Origin of the sequence: Aeromonas sp. sif2416, from assembly GCF_019218665.1 — a bacterium.
Lineage (GTDB): Bacteria > Pseudomonadota > Gammaproteobacteria > Enterobacterales > Aeromonadaceae > Aeromonas > Aeromonas encheleia.
On the sequence record NZ_JAHUXC010000003.1, the window covers coordinates 169,003 to 187,906 of the forward strand.

General features: G+C 63.7%; 14 protein-coding genes. 7 read left to right on the forward strand and 7 right to left on the reverse strand.

Annotated features, from left to right (window positions below):
- The first annotated feature begins 10 nt into the window (after positions 1 to 10).
- The 6 genes from ispG to KW821_RS07040 all read left to right on the forward strand — a co-directional run bounded on the left by ispG (position 11) and on the right by KW821_RS07040 (position 6,312).
- On the forward strand, positions 11 to 1,126 hold the full coding sequence (gene ispG / locus KW821_RS07015) for a flavodoxin-dependent (E)-4-hydroxy-3-methylbut-2-enyl-diphosphate synthase (protein WP_042652392.1): 1,116 nt from the start codon (positions 11 to 13) through the stop codon (positions 1,124 to 1,126).
- Positions 1,127 to 1,280: 154 nt separating this feature from the next.
- Positions 1,281 to 2,558 carry a histidine--tRNA ligase gene (gene hisS / locus KW821_RS07020; protein WP_042652391.1) on the forward strand — a complete coding sequence of 426 codons (1,278 nt, stop codon included), beginning with the start codon at positions 1,281 to 1,283 and terminating at the stop codon, positions 2,556 to 2,558.
- Between the two features lie 3 nt (positions 2,559 to 2,561).
- The gene (locus tag KW821_RS07025; protein WP_218290927.1) at positions 2,562 to 3,212 is read left to right on the forward strand and encodes a tetratricopeptide repeat protein; all 651 of its coding nucleotides are present in this window, start codon (positions 2,562 to 2,564) and stop codon (positions 3,210 to 3,212) included.
- On the forward strand, positions 3,205 to 4,389 hold the full coding sequence (gene bamB / locus KW821_RS07030; RefSeq protein ID WP_218290928.1) for an outer membrane protein assembly factor BamB: 1,185 nt from the start codon (positions 3,205 to 3,207) through the stop codon (positions 4,387 to 4,389). Before KW821_RS07025 ends, bamB begins: the two co-directional genes overlap by 8 nt.
- Positions 4,390 to 4,463: 74 nt before the next feature.
- Entirely contained in the window at positions 4,464 to 5,975 is a 1,512-nt protein-coding gene (der, locus tag KW821_RS07035) for a ribosome biogenesis GTPase Der (protein ID WP_218290929.1), read from the forward strand.
- A gap of 103 nt (positions 5,976 to 6,078) precedes the next feature.
- Positions 6,079 to 6,312, forward strand: coding sequence for a zinc ribbon domain-containing protein (locus tag KW821_RS07040; protein ID WP_218290930.1), 234 nt, complete (start codon positions 6,079 to 6,081; stop codon positions 6,310 to 6,312).
- A 341-nt stretch (positions 6,313 to 6,653) separates the two neighbouring features.
- Here KW821_RS07040 and mltF read toward each other — a convergent pair whose 3' ends face one another.
- Positions 6,654 to 8,147: a membrane-bound lytic murein transglycosylase MltF gene (gene mltF / locus KW821_RS07045; RefSeq protein WP_218290931.1), complete on the reverse strand. Its 1,494-nt coding sequence runs from the start codon at positions 8,145 to 8,147 to the stop codon at positions 6,654 to 6,656.
- Between the two features lie 149 nt (positions 8,148 to 8,296).
- Between mltF and purL the strand changes: the two genes are divergently transcribed.
- The gene (gene purL, locus KW821_RS07050; protein WP_218290932.1) at positions 8,297 to 12,190 is read left to right on the forward strand and encodes a phosphoribosylformylglycinamidine synthase; all 3,894 of its coding nucleotides are present in this window, start codon (positions 8,297 to 8,299) and stop codon (positions 12,188 to 12,190) included.
- 256 nt (positions 12,191 to 12,446) lie between these two features.
- Here purL and nuoN read toward each other — a convergent pair whose 3' ends face one another.
- From nuoN to nuoI, 6 genes are all read right to left on the reverse strand, one after another.
- Positions 12,447 to 13,910, reverse strand: a complete 1,464-nt coding sequence (gene nuoN / locus KW821_RS07055) for an NADH-quinone oxidoreductase subunit NuoN (RefSeq protein WP_042652384.1) — start codon at positions 13,908 to 13,910, stop codon at positions 12,447 to 12,449.
- Positions 13,911 to 13,953: 43 nt separating this feature from the next.
- A complete protein-coding gene (gene nuoM, locus KW821_RS07060; RefSeq protein WP_218290933.1) occupies positions 13,954 to 15,471 on the reverse strand; it encodes an NADH-quinone oxidoreductase subunit M in 1,518 nt (505 codons plus the stop codon).
- An 89-nt stretch (positions 15,472 to 15,560) separates the two neighbouring features.
- Positions 15,561 to 17,408: an NADH-quinone oxidoreductase subunit L gene (nuoL, locus tag KW821_RS07065; protein WP_218290934.1), complete on the reverse strand. Its 1,848-nt coding sequence runs from the start codon at positions 17,406 to 17,408 to the stop codon at positions 15,561 to 15,563.
- Positions 17,405 to 17,713 carry an NADH-quinone oxidoreductase subunit NuoK gene (nuoK, locus tag KW821_RS07070; RefSeq protein WP_042652381.1) on the reverse strand — a complete coding sequence of 103 codons (309 nt, stop codon included), beginning with the start codon at positions 17,711 to 17,713 and terminating at the stop codon, positions 17,405 to 17,407. Before nuoK ends, nuoL begins: the two co-directional genes overlap by 4 nt.
- A gap of 85 nt (positions 17,714 to 17,798) precedes the next feature.
- Entirely contained in the window at positions 17,799 to 18,350 is a 552-nt protein-coding gene (nuoJ, locus tag KW821_RS07075) for an NADH-quinone oxidoreductase subunit J (RefSeq protein ID WP_042652380.1), read from the reverse strand.
- A 9-nt stretch (positions 18,351 to 18,359) separates the two neighbouring features.
- Entirely contained in the window at positions 18,360 to 18,902 is a 543-nt protein-coding gene (gene nuoI, locus KW821_RS07080) for an NADH-quinone oxidoreductase subunit NuoI (RefSeq protein ID WP_042652379.1), read from the reverse strand.
- Between the last annotated feature and the right edge of the window lie 2 nt (positions 18,903 to 18,904).

Genomic DNA, 18,904 nt, shown 5'->3' on the forward strand with positions numbered 1-18,904 from the left:
TCTGTCCGCCATGTCCGCTCACGAATCCCCCATCATTCGTCGTAAATCCAAGCAGATCATGGTCGGCAACGTGCCGGTTGGGGGCGATGCCCCCATCACTGTGCAGACCATGACCAACACCAAGACCACGGACGTGGCCGCCACCGTCGAGCAGATCCAGCGGATCGAGCGGGTGGGGGCGGACATAGTCCGGGTCTCGGTGCCTACCATGGAGGCGGCTGAAGCCTTCAAGCTCATCAAGCAGCAGACTCGCATTCCCATCGTCGCCGACATCCACTTCGACTACCGTATCGCCCTGAAAGTGGCCGAATACGGCGCCGACTGCCTGCGCATCAACCCGGGCAACATCGGCAACGAGGAGCGGGTACGCGCCGTGGTGGATTGTGCGCGCCACTACAACATCCCGATCCGCATCGGGGTCAACGGTGGCTCCCTGGAGCGCGATATTCAGGAGAAATACGGCGAGCCGACCCCCGAAGCCCTGCTCGAGTCGGCCATGCGCCACGTGGATTACCTGGATCGCCTCAACTTCGACAACTTCAAGGTGAGCGTCAAGGCGTCCGACGTCTTCCTGGCCGTGGGTGCCTACCGCCTGCTGGCCAAGCAGATCGAGCAGCCGCTGCACCTCGGCATCACCGAGGCGGGCGGTTTCCGCGCCGGCGCGGTGAAATCGGCCATCGGGCTCGGCATGCTGCTGGTCGATGGCATCGGTGACACCATCCGCATCTCGCTGGCCGCCGATCCGGTGGAAGAGGTGAAGGTGGGCTTTGACATCCTCAAGTCCCTGCGCATCCGCTCCCGTGGCATCAACTTTATCGCCTGCCCCTCCTGCTCGCGTCAGGAGTTCGACGTGATAAGCACGGTGAACGCCCTGGAAGAGCGGCTGGAAGACATCATCACCCCGATGGATGTCTCCATCATCGGCTGTGTGGTCAACGGCCCGGGCGAGGCGCTGGTCTCGGATCTGGGGCTGGCGGGGGCCGCCAACAAGAGTGCCTTCTACGAAGGGGGGCAGCGGGTCGACCGGCTCGACAACAAGGATCTCATTCCGACCCTGGAGCGGCGCATCCGTGCCCGGGCGGCCATGCTGGATCCGGCCAACCAGATCCAGATAGACAAGGGTTGAACCGGTAAAGGTTCAACCAGAGCGGGGCCACCTGGGGTGGCCCCGGCTTTAGGTAGTTGATTTTAAATCCCGCATCTGGGCACCCTGATTTTACCTCGGGGTCGAAAATCCCTATAATGCGGCCAAATTTCACGTCTTTTTCTCGAGTATCAACGTGGCAAAACAGATCCAAGCGATTCGCGGTATGAATGATTGCCTGCCGGAGCAGAGCCCGGTATGGCAGAAAGTGGAACAGATCCTGCGCCAGGTCGTGGCCAGTTATGGCTACAGCGAAGTGCGCATGCCCATCGTCGAGCAGACTCATCTGTTCAAACGCGCCATCGGTGAAGTGACCGATGTGGTCGAAAAAGAGATGTACAGCTTCGAGGATCGCAACGGCGACAGCCTGAGCCTGCGTCCGGAAGGGACCGCCAGCTGCGTACGTGCCGGCATCGAGCACGGCCTGCTGTATAACCAGGAACGCCGGATGTGGTACATGGGCCCCATGTTCCGTCACGAGCGTCCCCAGAAGGGCCGTTATCGCCAGTTCCATCAGTTCGGGGTCGAGCTGTTTGGCATCAACGGGCCGGACATCGACGCCGAGCTCATCATGCTGACTCATCGCCTGTGGCGGCTGTTCGGCATCAGCGATCACGTCACCCTGCAGCTCAACACCCTGGGCCAGACTGAGGAGCGTGCCGCTTACCGCGATGCGCTGGTGGCCTATCTGGAGCAGTACAAGGATCAGCTGGACGAAGAGAGCCAGCGCCGCATGTACAGCAACCCGCTGCGGGTGCTCGACTCCAAGGATGAGAAGGTGCAGGCCATACTGGCGGACGCCCCCCGCCTGTTCGATCACCTTGGCGAGGCGAGCCTGGCCCACTTCGAGGGGCTCAAGCGCCTGCTCGAGTCGGCCGGTATTCGCTATGAGGTGAACGAGCGGTTGGTGCGCGGTCTCGATTATTACAACCTCACCGTATTCGAGTGGGTCACTACCAGCTTGGGTGCCCAGGGCACAGTCCTGGCCGGTGGCCGCTATGACGGTCTGGTGGAGCAGCTCGGTGGTCAAGCGACCCCGGCGGTCGGCTTTGCCATGGGCATGGAGCGACTGGTGCTGATGCTGGAGACCCTCGAGCTCAACGCCGACATCCGCCCGGCGGTGGATGTCTATCTCGCCATGGTGGGCGAGGGCACAGAGCAAGCCGGCTTCCAGTTGGCCGAGCGGCTACGTGATGCGCTGCCGGACTTGCGGCTGATGAGCCATTGCGGTGGCGGCAACTTCAAGAAACAACTCAAGCGTGCCGACAAGAGCGGCGCGGCCATTGCCCTGATCCTCGGCGAGACCGAGGTGCAAAGCGGGGAGATCACCATCAAGTATCTGCGTGGCCAGGCCGAGCAACAGACCGTTACGGTCGATGCCGCCATCGCCCTGCTGGCAGCTAAAGGAGAATAAGCTGTGGAAGTTTATACCACCGAAGAACAACAGGTCGAAGTCATCAAGAGCTGGTGGAAAGAGAACGGGACCTCGGTACTTGCAGGGACTGTGATCGGCCTGGTCGGCCTCTTTGGCTGGCGCTATTACAACGAGCATCAGCTGACCAGCCAGGAGGCCGCCTCCCAGGCTTACAACGAGATGACCGCCCAGTTGGCCAAGGGCGACGATGCAGCCCTTGAGCAGGCGAAGAGCTTCATCACGGCACACAAGGGCGATGCTTACGCCGAGCTGGCGGCCCTGCAACTGGCGGCGGCTGCCGTCAAGGCCAACAAGCTGGATCTGGCGGTCGAGCAGTTGACCCTGGTCGCGACAGGCGGGGACGAGAGCCTCAAGCCCATCGCCGCCCTGCGTCTGGCCCGGGTCCTGAACGATCAGGGCAAGGCCGACGAGGCCCTGGCCCAGCTCACCAAGATCAACAACGACGCCTTCAAGGCCCAGATTGCCGAGGCCCGTGGCGATGTGCTGCTCAAGCAGGGCAAGCCGGAAGAGGCGCGCGAAGCCTACCAGGCGGCGGCGGATGCCGGCGGCCTGCAGGCGAGCGCCGAGCTCAAGCTGAAGATGGACGATCTGGCGCTGCCAGCCGTGACTGCGGGTGGGGCACCGGATGCGTAATCTGTACAAACGAATGATGCTGGGGGCTGCGGTCTCCCTGGCCTTGCAGGGCTGTTCCCTGTTCAGCTCGGAAGAAGATCTGACCCCGATGGCCGCGCTGCCGGTGGTGGAGTCGGCGTTCACCGCCGATACCCAGTGGTCTTCCTCCGTCGGGGATGGCATAGGTGACTTCTACTCCCAGTTGAAACCTGCAGTGGAAGAAGATCATATCTATGCCGCCGCCCGGGATGGCGATGTCACCGCCTTCGATCGCAAGAGCGGTCAGGTGCTGTGGAGCGTGGATCTGGCGGAACTGCCGGCCAATGTCGACAAGCGCAGCGCCCGTCTCTCCGGCGGTCTGGTCTCTCGCTACGGCAAGCTGTTCCTCGGCTCCGAGAACGGGGTGGTCTACGCCCTGAACGAGGCGGACGGGGCAGTGCTGTGGCAGACCACAGTGCCGGGTGAAGTGGTGGCGAGCCCGGCGGTCGAGGATGGTCGGGTGGTGGTGTTGACCACCTCCGGTCGCCTGATTGCCCTGGACACCGACGAAGGCAAGCAGCAGTGGACCCTGTCCGAGGAGCAGCCCCCGCTGACCCTGCGCAGTGCCAGTGCCCCCGTCATCACCAACGGCGCCGTGCTCTATGGCCGTGCCGATGGCAAGGTCGGCATCGCCCTGCTCAGCAATGGCCAGCCGGTGCGCCAGTCCAAGGTGGCGGATCCCCGCGGTGCGACCGAACTGGATCGCATGGTGGACGTGGATGCGACCCCGCTCATCGCCGGTGATGAGCTCTATGCCATCGCCTACAATGGTCAGTTGATGGCGCGCAAGCTGATGACAGGGGACGAGGTGTGGAAACGCAAGTATTCCGGCTATCGCGACCTGGCTGTCACCGGCAACGCCATAGTGCTGACCGACAGTCGCAGCCACCTGTTTGCGGTCGATCGTCGCAACGGACTGGAGCTGTGGTCCAACACCCAGCTGGAGAATCGCAGCGTCACCGCCCCCGTCATCTTCGGTGACTATGTGGTGGTCGGCGATGTGGAAGGTTACCTGTATTGGCTGGATCGTACCGACGGTACCATCAAGGCGATGCAGCAGCTCGACAGCAGTGGTCTCTATGCCGCCCCCCTGGTGGACGGTGACACCCTGTATGTGCAGAGCCGTGGTGGCAAGTTGTACGCCTTGCAGCGTCCCTGATCACCCTTCAATCTGAATATCCGGCTCCTGGTCTTCGGACCCGGAGCCTTTGTCGTCTTGAGAATGAGGCTTTTATGACTCCTGTAGTAGCCCTGGTGGGCCGCCCCAACGTGGGGAAATCCACCCTGTTTAACCGCCTGACCCGTACCCGGGATGCCTTGGTCGCCGATTTTCCCGGCCTGACCCGGGACCGCAAATACGGCCAGGCGAAGTTGGGCGAGCTGGAATTTATCGTGGTCGATACCGGCGGTATCGATGGCACCGAGGAGGGGATCGAGCTGAAGATGGCCGAGCAGTCCCTGCTGGCCATCGAAGAAGCCGATGTGGTGCTGTTTATGGTGGATGCGCGGGCGGGTTTGACGGCGGCGGATCAAGCCATCGCCGAGCACCTGCGCAAGACTCACAAGAAGGTGTTCCTGGTCGCCAACAAGACCGACGGCATCGACGGTGATTCCGCCGTGTCCGAGTTCTACGCTCTGGCGCTGGGGGAGGTCTACCAGATCGCCGCCGCCCACGGTCGTGGCGTGCTGAGCCTGTTGGAACTGGCGCTGGCCCCCCACCTGGAAGAGCTGGTCGAGGCCGCCGCTGGCAGCGAGGAGGATGCGCAAGAGGAACTGGAAGAGGACTTCGACGAAGAAGCCCTGCTGCGCATGGTTGCCGCCGGTGAGCTGGACACCAGGGAAGACACCAAGGAGACCCCGTTCGCCGACCTGCCCATCAAGTTCGCCATCGTCGGTCGTCCCAACGTCGGCAAGTCGACCCTGACCAACCGCATGCTGGGTGAAGACCGCGTCATCGTCTATGACATGCCGGGCACCACCCGCGACTCCGTCTATATCCCGATGGAGCGTGACGATCAGAAGTACGTCATCATCGACACCGCCGGGGTGCGTCGTCGTGGCAAGGTGCACGAGACGGTGGAGAAGTTCTCCGTCATCAAGACCCTCAAGGCGATTGAGGATGCGAACGTCTGCCTGCTGGTGATAGACGCGCGCGAGACCATCACCGATCAGGATCTCAGCATCCTCGGCTTTGTGCTCCACTCCGGCCGCTCAGTGGTACTGGTGGTGAACAAGTGGGATGGCCTGGATCAGAAGGTGAAAGAGGATGTCAAGAACGAGCTGGATCGTCGCCTCGGCTTCATCGACTTCGCCCGGGTGCACTTCATCTCCGCCCTGCACGGCAGCGGTGTCGGCCACCTGTTCGAGTCCATCCAGGAGGCGTACCAGTCCGCCACCCGCCGTACCAGCACCGCCATGCTGACCCGCATCATGCAGATGGCGCAGGAAGATCACCAGCCGCCCATGGTGAACGGTCGCCGGGTCAAGCTGAAGTATGCCCACGCCGGTGGTTACAACCCGCCGCGCATCGTCATTCACGGCAACCAGTTGAACGATCTGCCGGACTCCTACAAGCGGTATCTGATCAACTACTTCCGCAAGTCCCTGAAGATCATGGGCACCCCGATCCGGGTTGAATTCCAGGAATCGGTCAACCCCTTCGAGGGCAGGAAGAACACCCTGACCCTGAGCCAGGAGCGGCAACGGGATCGCCTGCTCAAGGCGCGGACCAAGAGCAAGAAATAAGCCGAGACGGCTGCCCCCGCGGCAGCCGTTTTTTTACCTTGAACCGAGAGGTTGATGAGCCCTGGGCCCACCCGGCGCTCATTCACTTCATGAGGAGTCATCGATGAGCATCCTGACGTGCCCGGCCTGTAGCGCCGAGCTGGACAGCCGCAGCGGCGAGACCGCCTGTGGCCAATGCCAGACCCGCTACCGGATCCTGGCCCGCTGCCCGAGCTGCCAGCAGGCGCTGGAGCGGCTGAGGGCCTGCGGGGCGGTGGATTACTTCTGCAATCACTGCAACAGCCTGGTCTCGAAGCGGGCAGTGCTCCTTGCGGTGAGTCCGGTCGAGTCGGCGTGAGGCAATAAAAAACCCGGCATTTGCCGGGTTTTTTATTCTGTGTGCTCTGCGATCAGCAAGGTGTAGGAGCGGTTTCGGCGCCATATCTTGCGTTTCATGTCATTGAGTTTGAGCTTGCGTCTTGGGCTCCAGGAACACTTGGTCTTCCTGGTCAACGTGGCTCTTCTGCGAGTTCGCATCTTGTTCTCCTCCCTGGTCATCCTGGCACTGATGTTGAGGCCCGTCGGTGCATTCTGTCATCAGTATCGCAACTTGATGAATATGTTGCGATAAGCACCTGTCAGACAGGCTCAGGCCTGGAACGATGTTAACAGAGAACTCAGCCGGATAACACACCCGGGTCAAGGGGCGATGATCTGCTTGACCACCTCGGCGATGATGGTGGGGTGCTCACCGCTCGCTGCCGGCTCGCTGTTGTCATCCTCGTCCAGCTCCTCGCGGCGGTGGGCCTTCTGCTGCTCGTTGTCGAGCCAGAGCAGGCTCTGGTAGTACTGGCGCACGTTGTTGACGTAGTTGCGCGCCTCGCCACCCCGGGCATAGCCGTAGCGCACCTTGCGATGCCAGCGGGCCTGCTGCAACAGCGGCAGTACCTCCTTCACATCGCTCCAGGCGTCGGGATTCTTGCCGAGCTCCTTGGTCAGGCGGCGCGCATCCATCATGTGGCCGTAGCCGATGTTGTAGGCGGTGAGGGCGAACCACACCTTCTCGTCGTCCGGCACCGAGTCCGGCACCTTCTCCATCATCTCCTGCAGGTAGCGGGCGCCGCCCTTGATGCTCTCCTCCGGGTGCAGCCGGTTGCTGACCCCCATCGCCTTGGCGGTGGGCTCGGTCAGCATCATCATGCCGCGCACCCCGGTATAGGAGCGCGCCTCCGGATCCCAGTGGGACTCCTGATAGCTGATGGCCGCCAGCAGGCGCCAGTCGATCTCCTTGGCGTGAGTCTGGAACAGCTCCTGGTATTTGGGCAGCCGGCTCTTGGCCCGCTGCAGGAAGGTGCGGGTGTCGACGAAGTCGAAGTTCTGCACATGGCCGAAGTACTTCTCGTCCAGCTTGGCGATGGAGCCGTCCATGAAGCGCTGGCCGAAGAAGTCGATGATGCTGGCATAGAGGCTGTCATCGGGCAGCTTGGTCATGGCCCAGGCTACGGCCTGCTTCTTGTCGAGGGTCAGCCCCTCGGTGAGCTCGGGGTAGTAGCGTTGGGCGCGGGCCAGCACGGTGTCCTGTACCACGGTGTAGTCGAGCTTGCCGTCGGCGACCTGCTTGAGCAGCTCCTCCACATCCGCATCCCGGTTGGTGCTCCAGTCGAGGTTGGGGTACTGCTTGGCGAGTATCTTCATCAGATCCTCCCCGGTGGAGCCGGCGGGTACCACTATGGTGCCCTTGATGTCGCCGAGATCCTTCGGCTTGGGGGAGCCATTGCGATAGACCAGCTTGGGGGAGACCTGGTAGAAGCCGGGGCCGAAGCGAAACAGCTTGCGCCGCTCCGGCGTCACCACTATGGCGGCGGCGGCGAGATCCAGCTTGCCCTGCTCCAGCAGCTCGACCAGCCCGGCGGTGCTGTAGGCCGGGATGATGGTCAGCTTGACCCCCAGCCAGTCGGCATAGTTCTGCGCCAGCTCGTAATCGAAGCCCTGGGCGATGTCGTCACGTTGGTAATAGGAAGTGGGGCCATAGAGGGTGCCAACCCGGATCTCGCCCCGTTGACGGATCTGCTCCAGCTGGCTGGAGGGGGAATAGAAGTCGCAGCCGGCCAGGGCCAGCGTCAGCAACATCCCGATACACAGTCGAAAAATGCAGCGCAAGTAGTTGAATACCCTTGTTGAAAAAATCGGCATTTGTCAAAAAAGAGGCTCCTTTATACCAGAGTGTGTGGAGCGAGTCACATCGGTCTAAGTGAGAAAAACGTTTGTCCGTTGTGGGCCTGATCCCTATAATACGCGCGTCTCAAATCCCCCCACACTCTAAAACTTGGTGAGAAAGGTATATGGAAATCTTGCGTGGTGCCCCAGCACTGTCTGAGTTTCGTGTCCACAAGCTGCTGCAAAGCTGCGTGCAGAGAGGAGTAGAGATAGAGAGCGTCTATGCCGAATATGTGCACTTTGCCGAGCTATCATCCCCCTTGTCGCCGCCCGAGCGAGCGACCTTGGGCCAGCTCCTGCGCTACGGCCCGACCATCCCAGAACACACCCCCAGCGGTCAGCTGTTTCTCGTTACCCCCCGTCCCGGCACTATCTCCCCCTGGTCTTCCAAAGCAACCGACATCGCCCACAACTGCGGCCTGAACCAGGTCAAGCGGCTGGAGCGCGGCATTGCTTATTATCTGCAGCCCAAGCAGGCCCTGACCGCCGTCCAGCGCGGCGAGCTGGCGGCCCTGCTGCACGATCGCATGATGGAGACGGTGTTCGACGAGCTGAGCCAAGCGAGCGCCCTGTTTGCCCATCAGGAGCCGCGCCCCTTCACCCAGGTGGATGTGCTGGCCGGTGGCCGCACCGCGCTGGCTGAGGCCAACGTGGCACTGGGCCTGGCCCTGGCCGATGACGAGATCGATTACCTGGTGGAGAACTTCACCCGGCTTGGCCGCAATCCCAACGACATCGAGCTCTACATGTTTGCCCAGGCGAACTCGGAGCACTGTCGTCACAAGATCTTCAACGCCGACTGGACCATAGACGGCGAGCAGCAACCCAAGTCGCTGTTCAAGATGATCAAGAACACCTTCGCGCAGACGCCGGATCATGTCCTGTCTGCCTATAAAGACAACGCCGCCGTGATGGAAGGCAGCGAGGGTGGCCGCTTCTTCCCGAGCCCCGCCAGCGGTGAGTACCAGTATCACCAGGAGCGGGTCGACATCCTGATGAAGGTGGAGACTCACAACCACCCGACCGCCATCTCCCCCTTCCCGGGGGCGGCCACCGGCTCCGGCGGCGAGATCCGCGACGAGGGTGCGACAGGCCGTGGCGCCAAGCCCAAAGCGGGTCTGGTGGGCTTCTCAGTTTCCAACCTGCGCATCCCCGGCTTCGAGCAGCCCTGGGAGCAGGATTTCGGCAAACCGAGCCGCATCGTCAGCGCCTTTGACATCATGCAGGAGGGGCCGCTCGGCGGCGCCGCCTTCAACAACGAGTTCGGTCGTCCGGCCATCCTCGGTTACTTCCGTACCTTCGAAGAGAAGGTGCCGAGCCACAACGGCGTCGAGGTGCGGGGCTACCACAAGCCCATCATGCTGGCGGGTGGCATCGGCAACATCCGCACCGAGCACGTGCAGAAGGGGGAGATCCCGGTCGGGGCCGCCCTGATCGTGCTGGGTGGCCCGGCCATGAACATCGGCCTCGGGGGCGGCGCGGCCTCCTCCATGGCCTCCGGCCAGTCCGCCGAGGATCTGGACTTTGCCTCTGTGCAGCGGGACAACCCCGAGATGGAGCGCCGCTGCCAGGAAGTGATCGACCGCTGCTGGCAGCTGGGCGATGACAACCCCATCGTCTTCATCCACGACGTGGGGGCCGGTGGCCTCTCCAACGCCATGCCGGAGCTGGTCAACGATGGCGAACGCGGTGGTCGCTTCGACCTGCGCGCCATCCAGAGCGACGAGCCGGGCATGAGCCCGCTGGAGATCTGGTGCAACGAATCCCAGGAGCGTTACGTGCTGGCCGTGGCCCAGGACAAGCTGCCGCTGTTCAAGGCCCTGTGCGAGCGCGAGCGCGCCCCCTATGCCGTGATCGGCACCGCCACCGAAGAGAAGCATCTCACCCTCTCCGACAGCCACTTTGACAACCAGCCCATCGATCTGCCGCTGGACGTGCTGCTCGGCAAGGCCCCCAAGATGCACCGCGACGTGGCCAGCCTGCCGGCCCGTGGCAAGGCGCTGCAGCTGGACGGCATCACCCTGAGCGAGGCGGCCGAGCGGGTGCTGCGCCTGCCGACCGTGGCGGAGAAATCCTTCCTCATCACCATCGGCGATCGCAGCGTGACCGGCCTGGTCAACCGCGATCAGATGGTCGGCCCCTGGCAGATCCCGGTGGCCGATTGCGCGGTCACCGCCGCCACCTACGACAGCTATCACGGCGAAGCCATGTCCATGGGCGAGCGTACCCCGGTGGCGCTGCTCTCCCACGCCGCCTCCGCCCGCATGGCGGTGGCCGAGGCGCTGACCAACCTGGCACCGGCCCACATCGGTTCCTTGAAGCGGGTCAAGCTCTCCGCCAACTGGATGGCCGCCGCCGGTCACCCGGGGGAAGATGCCGGCCTGTACGAGGCGGTCAAGGCGGTGGGCGAGGAGCTCTGCCCGGCGCTCGGCATCACCATCCCGGTCGGCAAGGACTCCATGTCCATGAAGACCCGCTGGCAGCAGGATGACGAGGAGCGCAGCGTCACCTCGCCGCTCTCCCTGCTCATCACCGCCTTCGCCCGGGTGGAGGACGTGCGCAACACCGTCACCCCGCAGCTGCGCACCGATCTCGGCGAGACGGATCTCATCCTGATCGATCTGGGCAACGGCAAGCAGCGCCTCGGCGCCTCGGCCCTGGCCCAGGTCTATCGCCAGCTCGGCGACAGCGCACCGGATCTCGACAACCCGGTCCAGCTCAAGGGCTTCTTCAACGCCATCCAGGCGCTGGTGGCGGATCGCAAGCTCATCGCCTACCACGACAGATCCGATGGCGGCCTGTTCGTCACCCTGACCGAGATGGCCTTCGCCGGTCATTGCGGCCTCGACATCCAGCTCGATCGCATCGGTGGCGAGCTGCTGCCGGCGCTGTTCAACGAGGAGCTGGGTGCCGTCATCCAGGTGCGCCGCGACGACAAGGAAGCGGTGCTGACCCTGCTGGCCGGTCACGGTCTGGCGGCCTGCTCCCACGTGCTGGGCACCGCCTGTGACGGCGATATCATCTCGTTGCAGCGGGAGGGCCATGAGCTCTATCGCGCCAGCCGCACCGCCCTGCGTACCGCCTGGGGCGAGACCAGCTGGCAGATGCAGCGCCTGCGCGACAACCCGGAGTGCGCCGATCAGGAGCACGCCGCCCGTCAGGACGCCGCGGATCCGGGTCTGCACGCCAGCTTGAGCTTCAACCCGAGTGAAGACGTGGCCGCCCCCTACATCGCCCGTGGGGCCTCCCCCCGGTTGGCGGTGCTGCGCGAGCAGGGGGTCAACTCCCACGTGGAGATGGCCGCGGCCTTCGATCGTGCCGGCTTCACCGCGGTGGATGTGCATATGAGTGACATCCTCTCTGGTCGTGTTGAGCTCAGCCAGTTCCAGACCCTGGTGGCCTGCGGCGGTTTCTCCTACGGCGACGTGCTGGGGGCGGGGGAAGGCTGGGCCAAGTCCATCCTGTTCAACGACGGCGCCCGCGAGCAGTTCCAGCGCTTCTTCGAGCGCGGCGATACCCTCTCCTTGGGCGTGTGCAACGGCTGCCAGATGATGTCCAACCTGCGCACCCTGATCCCGGGGGCCGACTTGTGGCCGCGCTTCGTGCGAAACCGCTCCGAGCGTTTCGAGGCCCGCTTCAGCCTGGTGCAGGTGCAGGATTCCCCCTCCGCCTTCTTCGCGGGCATGCAGGGCTCGGTGATGCCCATCGCCGTCTCCCACGGTGAAGGGCGGGTGGAGGTGCGCGATGCTGCTCACCTTGCCGCGCTGCAGGCCAGCGGTCTGGTGGGGCTGCGCTTCGTCGACAACCGCGGTCAGGTGACCGAGCAATACCCGGCCAACCCGAACGGCGCACCGGATGGTATCACCGCAGTCACCACCCTTGATGGTCGCGCCACTATCATGATGCCGCACCCGGAGCGGGTGTTCCGCACGGTGGCGAACTCCTGGCACCCGGACAACTGGGGCGAGGATGGTGCCTGGATGCGGATGTTCAGAAACGCACGGGTACGCCTGGGTTAATCCCGCCCCGTACTGCGCAGAAAATCAAAAACCGGCCCCCGTGGCCGGTTTTTTTATTGGTTCATGAGCCTGTCATCCGGTTCTGTGAGTTGATGGCAGATGGCAGATGGCAGATGGCAGATGGCAGATGGCAGAGCGGGCTGAAGGGGGAGGGGTTGGCCGGCGAGCCGAGCCGACGCGACACGTACCTCGGCAAGTTATGGAGATAAAAAAACCGGCCACGGGGGCCGGTTTTTTGTTGGGACTGAGCGTGATGCTAGCGCAGCACCACGTTCTGGAAACCCTGCACCAGGCTGATGACCGGCTGGGGGTAGATACCCAGCGCCACCACCAGGATGGCGGAGAGCAGCACCACCAGTCCGCCGGAGGAGAAGGCCCAGTCGGCCTTGGCATCGCGCAGCTGCATGCCGGGTTCCCGCAGATAGAGGGTGACCATGACCCGCAGGTAGTAGTAGAGCCCCAGAGCGCTGCCGAGCACTATGGCGCCGGAGAGCCACCACAGCTGGGCATCGACCGTGACCCCGATGAGGTAGAACTTGCCGATGAAGCCGAGCGTCATGGGGATGCCCGCCAGGGAGAGCATCATCACCGTCATGACGGCGGTCAGGTAGGGTCTGTGCCAGAACAGGCCGCGGTAGCTGTGCAGGGAGTCTGCATCCTTGCCGCGATAAGGGCTGGACATCATGCTGATGACGCCGAAGGCCCCCAGGCTGGTGAACAGGTACATCAGCAGGTAGACCCCGGCCGCTTCCACCGGCATCTGGCCGAGGCGGCTCGCCACCACCACCGCCAGCAGGTAGCCGAAGTGGGAGATGGAGGAGTAACCCATCATCCGCTTGATGTTGGTCTGGATCAGCGCCAAGAGGTTACCGATGACGATGGAGATGACCGCCATGGCCGCCAGCAGCCAGTGGATCATGGGATCCGAGGTGGCCGGCACCGCCAGGTAGAAGCGCAGCAGCACGCAGAACACGGCGATCTTGCTGACGGTGGCGAGGAAGGTGGCCACCGGCGCGGGGGCGCCTTCGTACACATCCGGGGTCCAGAGGTGGAAGGGGGCGAGGGAGAGCTTGAAGGCGAAGCCCACCAGCATCAGACCCAGGCCGCCCATCAGCAGCGGATGGTGAGCCGGGCTCTGGGCCAGGGTCAGGCCGAGATCGCTGAAGCTCAGGCTGCCCGCCTGGGCGTAGAGCAGCGCCATGCCAAATAGCAGGAAGGCGGTGGCGGCGGCGGAGAGCACCATGTACTTGATGCTGGCCTCCAGCGAATGACGCTCGCGGTAGGCGTAGCCCACCAGGCCGAACATGGGCAGGGTCAGCATCTCGATCCCGATGAACAGGGAGGCGAGGTGGCGGGAGCCCGCCAGCACCAGCCCGCCGGCGGTGGCGATCAGCAGCAGCAGGTAGAACTCTTCCCGGTTGTCCGGATAGCCCTTGAGCCAGGAGCGGCCGAAGGTACAGGTCGCCAGGGCGCCGATGAGCACCAGCCCCATGTAGAAGACCGCATAGCTGTCCACTTGCAGCAGCGGGGTGACACCCTGATCCCCCTGGGCCATCACTATGGGCAGGGAGAAGAGGGCCAGGTTCAGGCCGGTGATGGTCACCGCGAAGGCGGTGTCATCGCAGCGTTTCCAGGCGATGGCCAGCATCAGGGCCACCATGGCCCCGGTGGTCAGCAGCAGGGGCAGCAGGGCCAGCAGTTGAGAAGCGGTGAACGTCATGACAGTGCTCCTGACGTGGACGAAGAAGGCGAAAGAGAAAGCATCATTGCAGCGCTCCTGTGCTTGGCAGCGCATACCAGTGCAGCACGCTCAGCAGGCTGCTGCTGGCGGTGTCGAGCACGGGCTGGGGATAGAGGCCGAGCAGCACCAGCAGGCCGGCGATGGTGAGCATCATGGCCAGTTCCCGGCCATCCAGCCCCTTGAGCGGCTTCTCATCCTTGGGTGCACCGAAGCAGGCCCGTTGCAGCATGATGAGGGAGTAGACCGAGGCCAGCACCAGACCGAAGGTGGCGATGACGGTGATGACCGGGGCCACCTGGAAGCTGCCGATGAGGATCAGGAACTCGCCGATGAAGTTGCCGGTGCCCGGCATGCCGAGGGAGGCCACCGAGAAGAACAACATCACCCCTGGCAGGTAGCGCAGTCGGCCCCAGAGACCGCCCATCAGGCGCAGGTCCCGGGTGTGCAGCCGCTCGTAGAGCTGGCCGCACAGGATGAACAGGCCGGCGGCGGAGAGGCCGTGGGCGATCATCTGCACCACAGCCCCTTGCAGCGCAAGCTCGCTGCCCGAGTAGATGGCGATCATCACGAAGCCCATGTGGGAGATGCTGGTGTAGGCCACGAGCCGCTTGATGTCGGTCTGGGCGAACGCCAGCAGGGCGCCGTAGACGATGCCGAACAGGCCAAGGAGCATGGCATAGGGGGCGAACTCGGCCGAAGCCTCGGGGAACAGCGGCAGGGTGAAGCGCAGCAAGCCGTAGGCGGCGGTCTTCAGCAAGATGCCCGCCAGATCCACCGAGCCCGCGGTCGGCGCCTGGCTGTGAGCGTCCGGCAACCAGCCGTGCAGCGGCACCAGCGGCATCTTGACCGCGAAGGCGACGAAGAAGCCCAGCATCAGCAGCCACTGCACGCCCTTGCTCATCGGGGTGTTGAGCAGGTCGAGGTAGTTGAAGGTGAAGACACCGGTGGCGGCGTGGTGGGTCAACACCAGCCCGAGGATGGCGACCAGCATGACCAGGCCGCTGGCCTGGGTGTAGATGAAGAACTTGGTGGCGGCGTTGATCCGGGATTTGCCGTCGGTGACCGAGTGGCCCCAGAGCGCGATCAGGAAGTACATCGGCACCAGCATCATCTCCCAGAAGAAGAAGAACAGGAACAGATCCACCGCCATGAAGACGCCGAGCACGCCGCCCAGGATCCAGAGCAGGTTCAGGTGGAAGAAGCCGATGCGCTGCACTATCTCCTTCCAGGAGCAGAGGATGGCCAGCACGCCGATGAAGCTGGTGAGCATCACCATCAGCAGGGAGAGGCCATCCACCGCCAGGTGCAGGGAGATGCCGAAGCGGGGGATCCAGGGCTGTTGCCACTCGGCCGCCCAGACCGGGAGGCCCGGATTGGCGAGGGAGAAGTCACCGCTGAGCCAGATGGCACCGGAGAGCAACAGGCAGGCGCTCATCGACAGCAGCGCCACCCAGCGAACGAATTGCCCACCGAGCCGCTCCATCTGCCAGCAGAGCAAGCCGCCGATAAAAGGAATTAACAAGATCCAGAGTAAGGTCACGATATCAGCTCTCGTCTATTTGCTAGTCATGCTGCTAGCTGCAGTGCAGGCCCAGCGGGCCTGCCGTGAGTTCAGGGACCGCATCGGGGTCAGCCGAGCAACAGCAGGGCCAGGATCAGGGCGGCGCCCATCCCCATGGAGGCTGCGTACCAGCGCAACTTGCCGGACACAGTCCAGGCCAGTAGCTGGTGGCCACTCTGGGCCAGCACGGCGGGCAGGTTCATCATCCGATCCAGCGGGTCCTTGCCGAGCAGTCGGGTCACCAGCAGGTAGGGCTTGACCCAGATCCAGTCATACAGCCAGTCGAAGCCCCAGGCATTGAACCAGAGGGTACTGAGCAGACGACCAGGAGCGCTCTCGGCGATCCCCTTCGCCAGGCGACGCTCGCCGAGGAACAGGAAGGCGGCCAGCGCGATGCCTGCCACGGCGATGATCCCGGAGAGGATCTCAAGGCTGTGGCGTCCCTCCTCGATGCTGTCACCCGGGCCGGCCGGCAGTACCCCGGCCAGCGGCGGCACTATCATGGAGCCGACGGCGGTGGAGAGCACCAGCAGCACCAGCAGCGGCAGCTTGTGGGCCAGGCCGTGACCGGCGTGGGCCTCGGTCTGGGGCTTGCCATGGAAGGCGATGAAGATCAGACGGAAGGTGTAGAGGGAGGTCAGGAAGGCCCCCACCAGACCGGCCCACAGCAGGGCGCTCTGGCCACTGGCCTGCACCTGCCACAGGATGGCGTCCTTGCTGTAGAAGCCGGCGGTGACCAGCGGCAGCGCAGCAAGGGCCGAGCCCCCCACCAGGAAGCAGGCATAGACCAGCGGCAGGCTCTTGCGCAGGCCCCCCATCTTGAAGATGTTCTGCTCGTGGTGGGTCGCGACTATGACGGCGCCGGCGGAGAGGAACAGCAGCGCCTTGAAGAAGGCGTGGGTCATCAGGTGGAAGATGGCCCCCTCCCAGGCACCGACCCCGAGGGCCAGGAACATGTAGCCGATCTGGCTCATGGTGGAGTAAGCCAAAATCCGCTTGATGTCGGTCTGCACCAGGGCCGCAAAGCCTGCCAGCACCAGGGTGATGGCACCCACCAGCGCCACCAGATGCAGGATCTCCGGGGCCAGCAGGAACAGACCGTGGGTACGGGCGATGAGGTAGACGCCGGCGGTCACCATGGTGGCCGCGTGGATCAGCGCCGAGACCGGGGTCGGACCCGCCATGGCATCCGCCAGCCAGGTCTGCAGCGGCAGCTGGGCAGACTTGCCGACCGCGCCGCCCAAGAGCATCAGGCAGGCCAGCGACAGGGCAGGGGAGCCCTCGGCGAACACCACGGGGGCGCGCACCAGCAGCTCATGGATGTTGAGGGTGCCGAGCTCGCGGTAGAGGATGAACAGGCCGATGGCGAGGAAGACGTCACCGACCCGGGTCACCACGAACGCCTTGAGGGCGGCGGCGCCGTTGGCCGGATTGCGGTAGTAGAAGCCGATCAGCAGGTAGCTGCACAGCCCCACCCCTTCCCAGCCCAGGTAGACGAACAGCAGATCGTCGGCCAGCACCAGGAACACCATGCTGGCGATGAACAGGTTGGTGTAGGTGAAGAAGCGCGAATAGCCCTCTTCCCCGCGCATGTACCAGGAGGCGAACAGGTGGATGAAGAAACCCACCCCGGTCACCACCCCCAGCATGGTCAGCGACAGGCCATCCAGCGCCAGGCGGAAGGTGGGGGTGAATTCCCCCACCGACATCCACTGCCACAGGGTCTGGGTGTAGACGCCGCCCACCGGCATCTTGGTCATGAAGTCGAGGCCGACCCAGAGGGTGGTGAGGGCCGACAGGCCGATGCTGCCGACGCCGATCAGTGCCGAGCTGCGCTCACCGAAGCGGCCGATGGAGAAGGCCAGCACCAGCCATCCCAACAGGGGAAAGAGGAAAGTCAGGTATAAGAGGCTCATCCGCGCATCTCGCTCACAGTGTCCACGTTCAGGGTGTGGTAACGACGATAGAGCAGCAGTAACAGGGCCAGGCCTATGCTGGCCTCCGCTGCCGCCAGAGAAATCACCAGTATGTACATGATCTGGCCGTCGGCCTGGGCCCAGCGGCTGCCAGCCACCACGAACGCCAGCGCGGACGCATTCATCATGATTTCGATACTCATGAGGATAAACAGCAAGTTACGACGAATTAGCAGGCCGCACAGGCCGATGCAGAACAGGATGGCGGCCAGCAGGAGGCCGTATTCCATTGGGATTCCGTTCATAGCCATTCTCCTTGCGCTTGCTGGATAGAAAGGGAGAGGGGGCCAGCTGCCAGCAAGAGGTCATGCATCACCATTGGGATTCCGTTCATGACTGACCTCCTTCCTGGGACGGGCGAGCGGTGGGTTTGGGGACGGAGAGCACTTCCCCGCTCTTGTCTTCACGACCGAGGTGATAGGCGGTGACCAGACCCGCCAGCAGCAGGATGGAGGCCAGCTCCACCGCCAGCACATAGGGGCCGAACAGGGCGATGCCGACTTCCTTGGCGCTGACGTCGGTCAGGCCGAGCTCGCCACCGGTGACTCCGAGGATGCCATAGGCCAGAAAGCCGAGCAGGACGAGGGAGAGCAGGGCGGGTCCACCCCAGGTCATGGGGGTGAGCCAGTTGCGCTCCTGATCCTGGGATGACCCCAGGTTCAGCATCATCACCACGAACACGAACAGCACCATGATGGCGCCGGCGTAGACGATCACCTGCAGGGCGCCTGCGAAGGAGGCCCCCAGGCAGAAGAAGATCATGGCCACGGCGATGAGCGAGATGATGAGATTGAGTAGCGCATGCATCGGATTGCTGGTGCTGATCACCCGCAGCGTACTGTAAACGGCGACCAGGGCCGCGGCATAAAATGCCAGTTCCATGATTGACTCCTAGGGCAGCAGGCTCTTGACATCGATGGGCTTGGCTTCGTTCTCGGCTTCCCCTTTGGGCTTGCCGTCGATCGCCATCCCGCTCATGCGGTAGAAGTTGTAGTCCGGGTATTTGCCGGGCCCGCTGATCAGCAAGTCTTCCTTCTCGTACACCAGATCCTGGCGGCGATACTCACCCATCTCGAAATCCGGCGTGAGCTGGATGGCGGTGGTGGGGCAGGCTTCTTCGCACAGGCCGCAGAAGATGCAGCGGGAGAAGTTGATGCGGAAGAACTCCGGGTACCAGCGGCCATCGTCCCGCTCCGCCTTTTGCAGCGAGATGCAGCCGACCGGGCAGGCCACGGCGCACAGGTTGCACGCCACGCAGCGCTCGTCACCGTCCGGATCCCGGGTCAGCACGATGCGACCGCGGAAACGAGGGGCGGCATAGACCGCCTGCTCCGGATAGCTGAGGGTCTCACGGGGCCGCCAGGCATGGGAGAACACCATCCCCAGGCTGCGTAACTGGGTGCCAACACCCTTGATAATGCTAGTAATTTTCATAG

Excerpts from the sequence above, each read along its gene's own strand:
- ispG (WP_042652392.1), top strand. The coding sequence starts at position 11 with ATGTCCGCTCACGAATCCCCCATCATTCGTCGTAAATCCAAGCAGATC.
- bamB (WP_218290928.1), top strand. The coding sequence starts at position 3,205 with ATGCGTAATCTGTACAAACGAATGATGCTGGGGGCTGCGGTCTCCCTG.
- der (WP_218290929.1), top strand. The coding sequence starts at position 4,464 with ATGACTCCTGTAGTAGCCCTGGTGGGCCGCCCCAACGTGGGGAAATCC.
- KW821_RS07040 (WP_218290930.1), top strand. The coding sequence starts at position 6,079 with ATGAGCATCCTGACGTGCCCGGCCTGTAGCGCCGAGCTGGACAGCCGC.
- mltF (WP_218290931.1), bottom strand. The coding sequence starts at position 8,147 with ATGCCGATTTTTTCAACAAGGGTATTCAACTACTTGCGCTGCATTTTT.
- purL (WP_218290932.1), top strand. The coding sequence starts at position 8,297 with ATGGAAATCTTGCGTGGTGCCCCAGCACTGTCTGAGTTTCGTGTCCAC.
- nuoN (WP_042652384.1), bottom strand. The coding sequence starts at position 13,910 with ATGACGTTCACCGCTTCTCAACTGCTGGCCCTGCTGCCCCTGCTGCTG.
- nuoL (WP_218290934.1), bottom strand. The coding sequence starts at position 17,408 with ATGAGCCTCTTATACCTGACTTTCCTCTTTCCCCTGTTGGGATGGCTG.
- nuoK (WP_042652381.1), bottom strand. The coding sequence starts at position 17,713 with ATGAACGGAATCCCAATGGAATACGGCCTCCTGCTGGCCGCCATCCTG.
- nuoJ (WP_042652380.1), bottom strand. The coding sequence starts at position 18,350 with ATGGAACTGGCATTTTATGCCGCGGCCCTGGTCGCCGTTTACAGTACG.
- nuoI (WP_042652379.1), bottom strand. The coding sequence starts at position 18,902 with ATGAAAATTACTAGCATTATCAAGGGTGTTGGCACCCAGTTACGCAGC.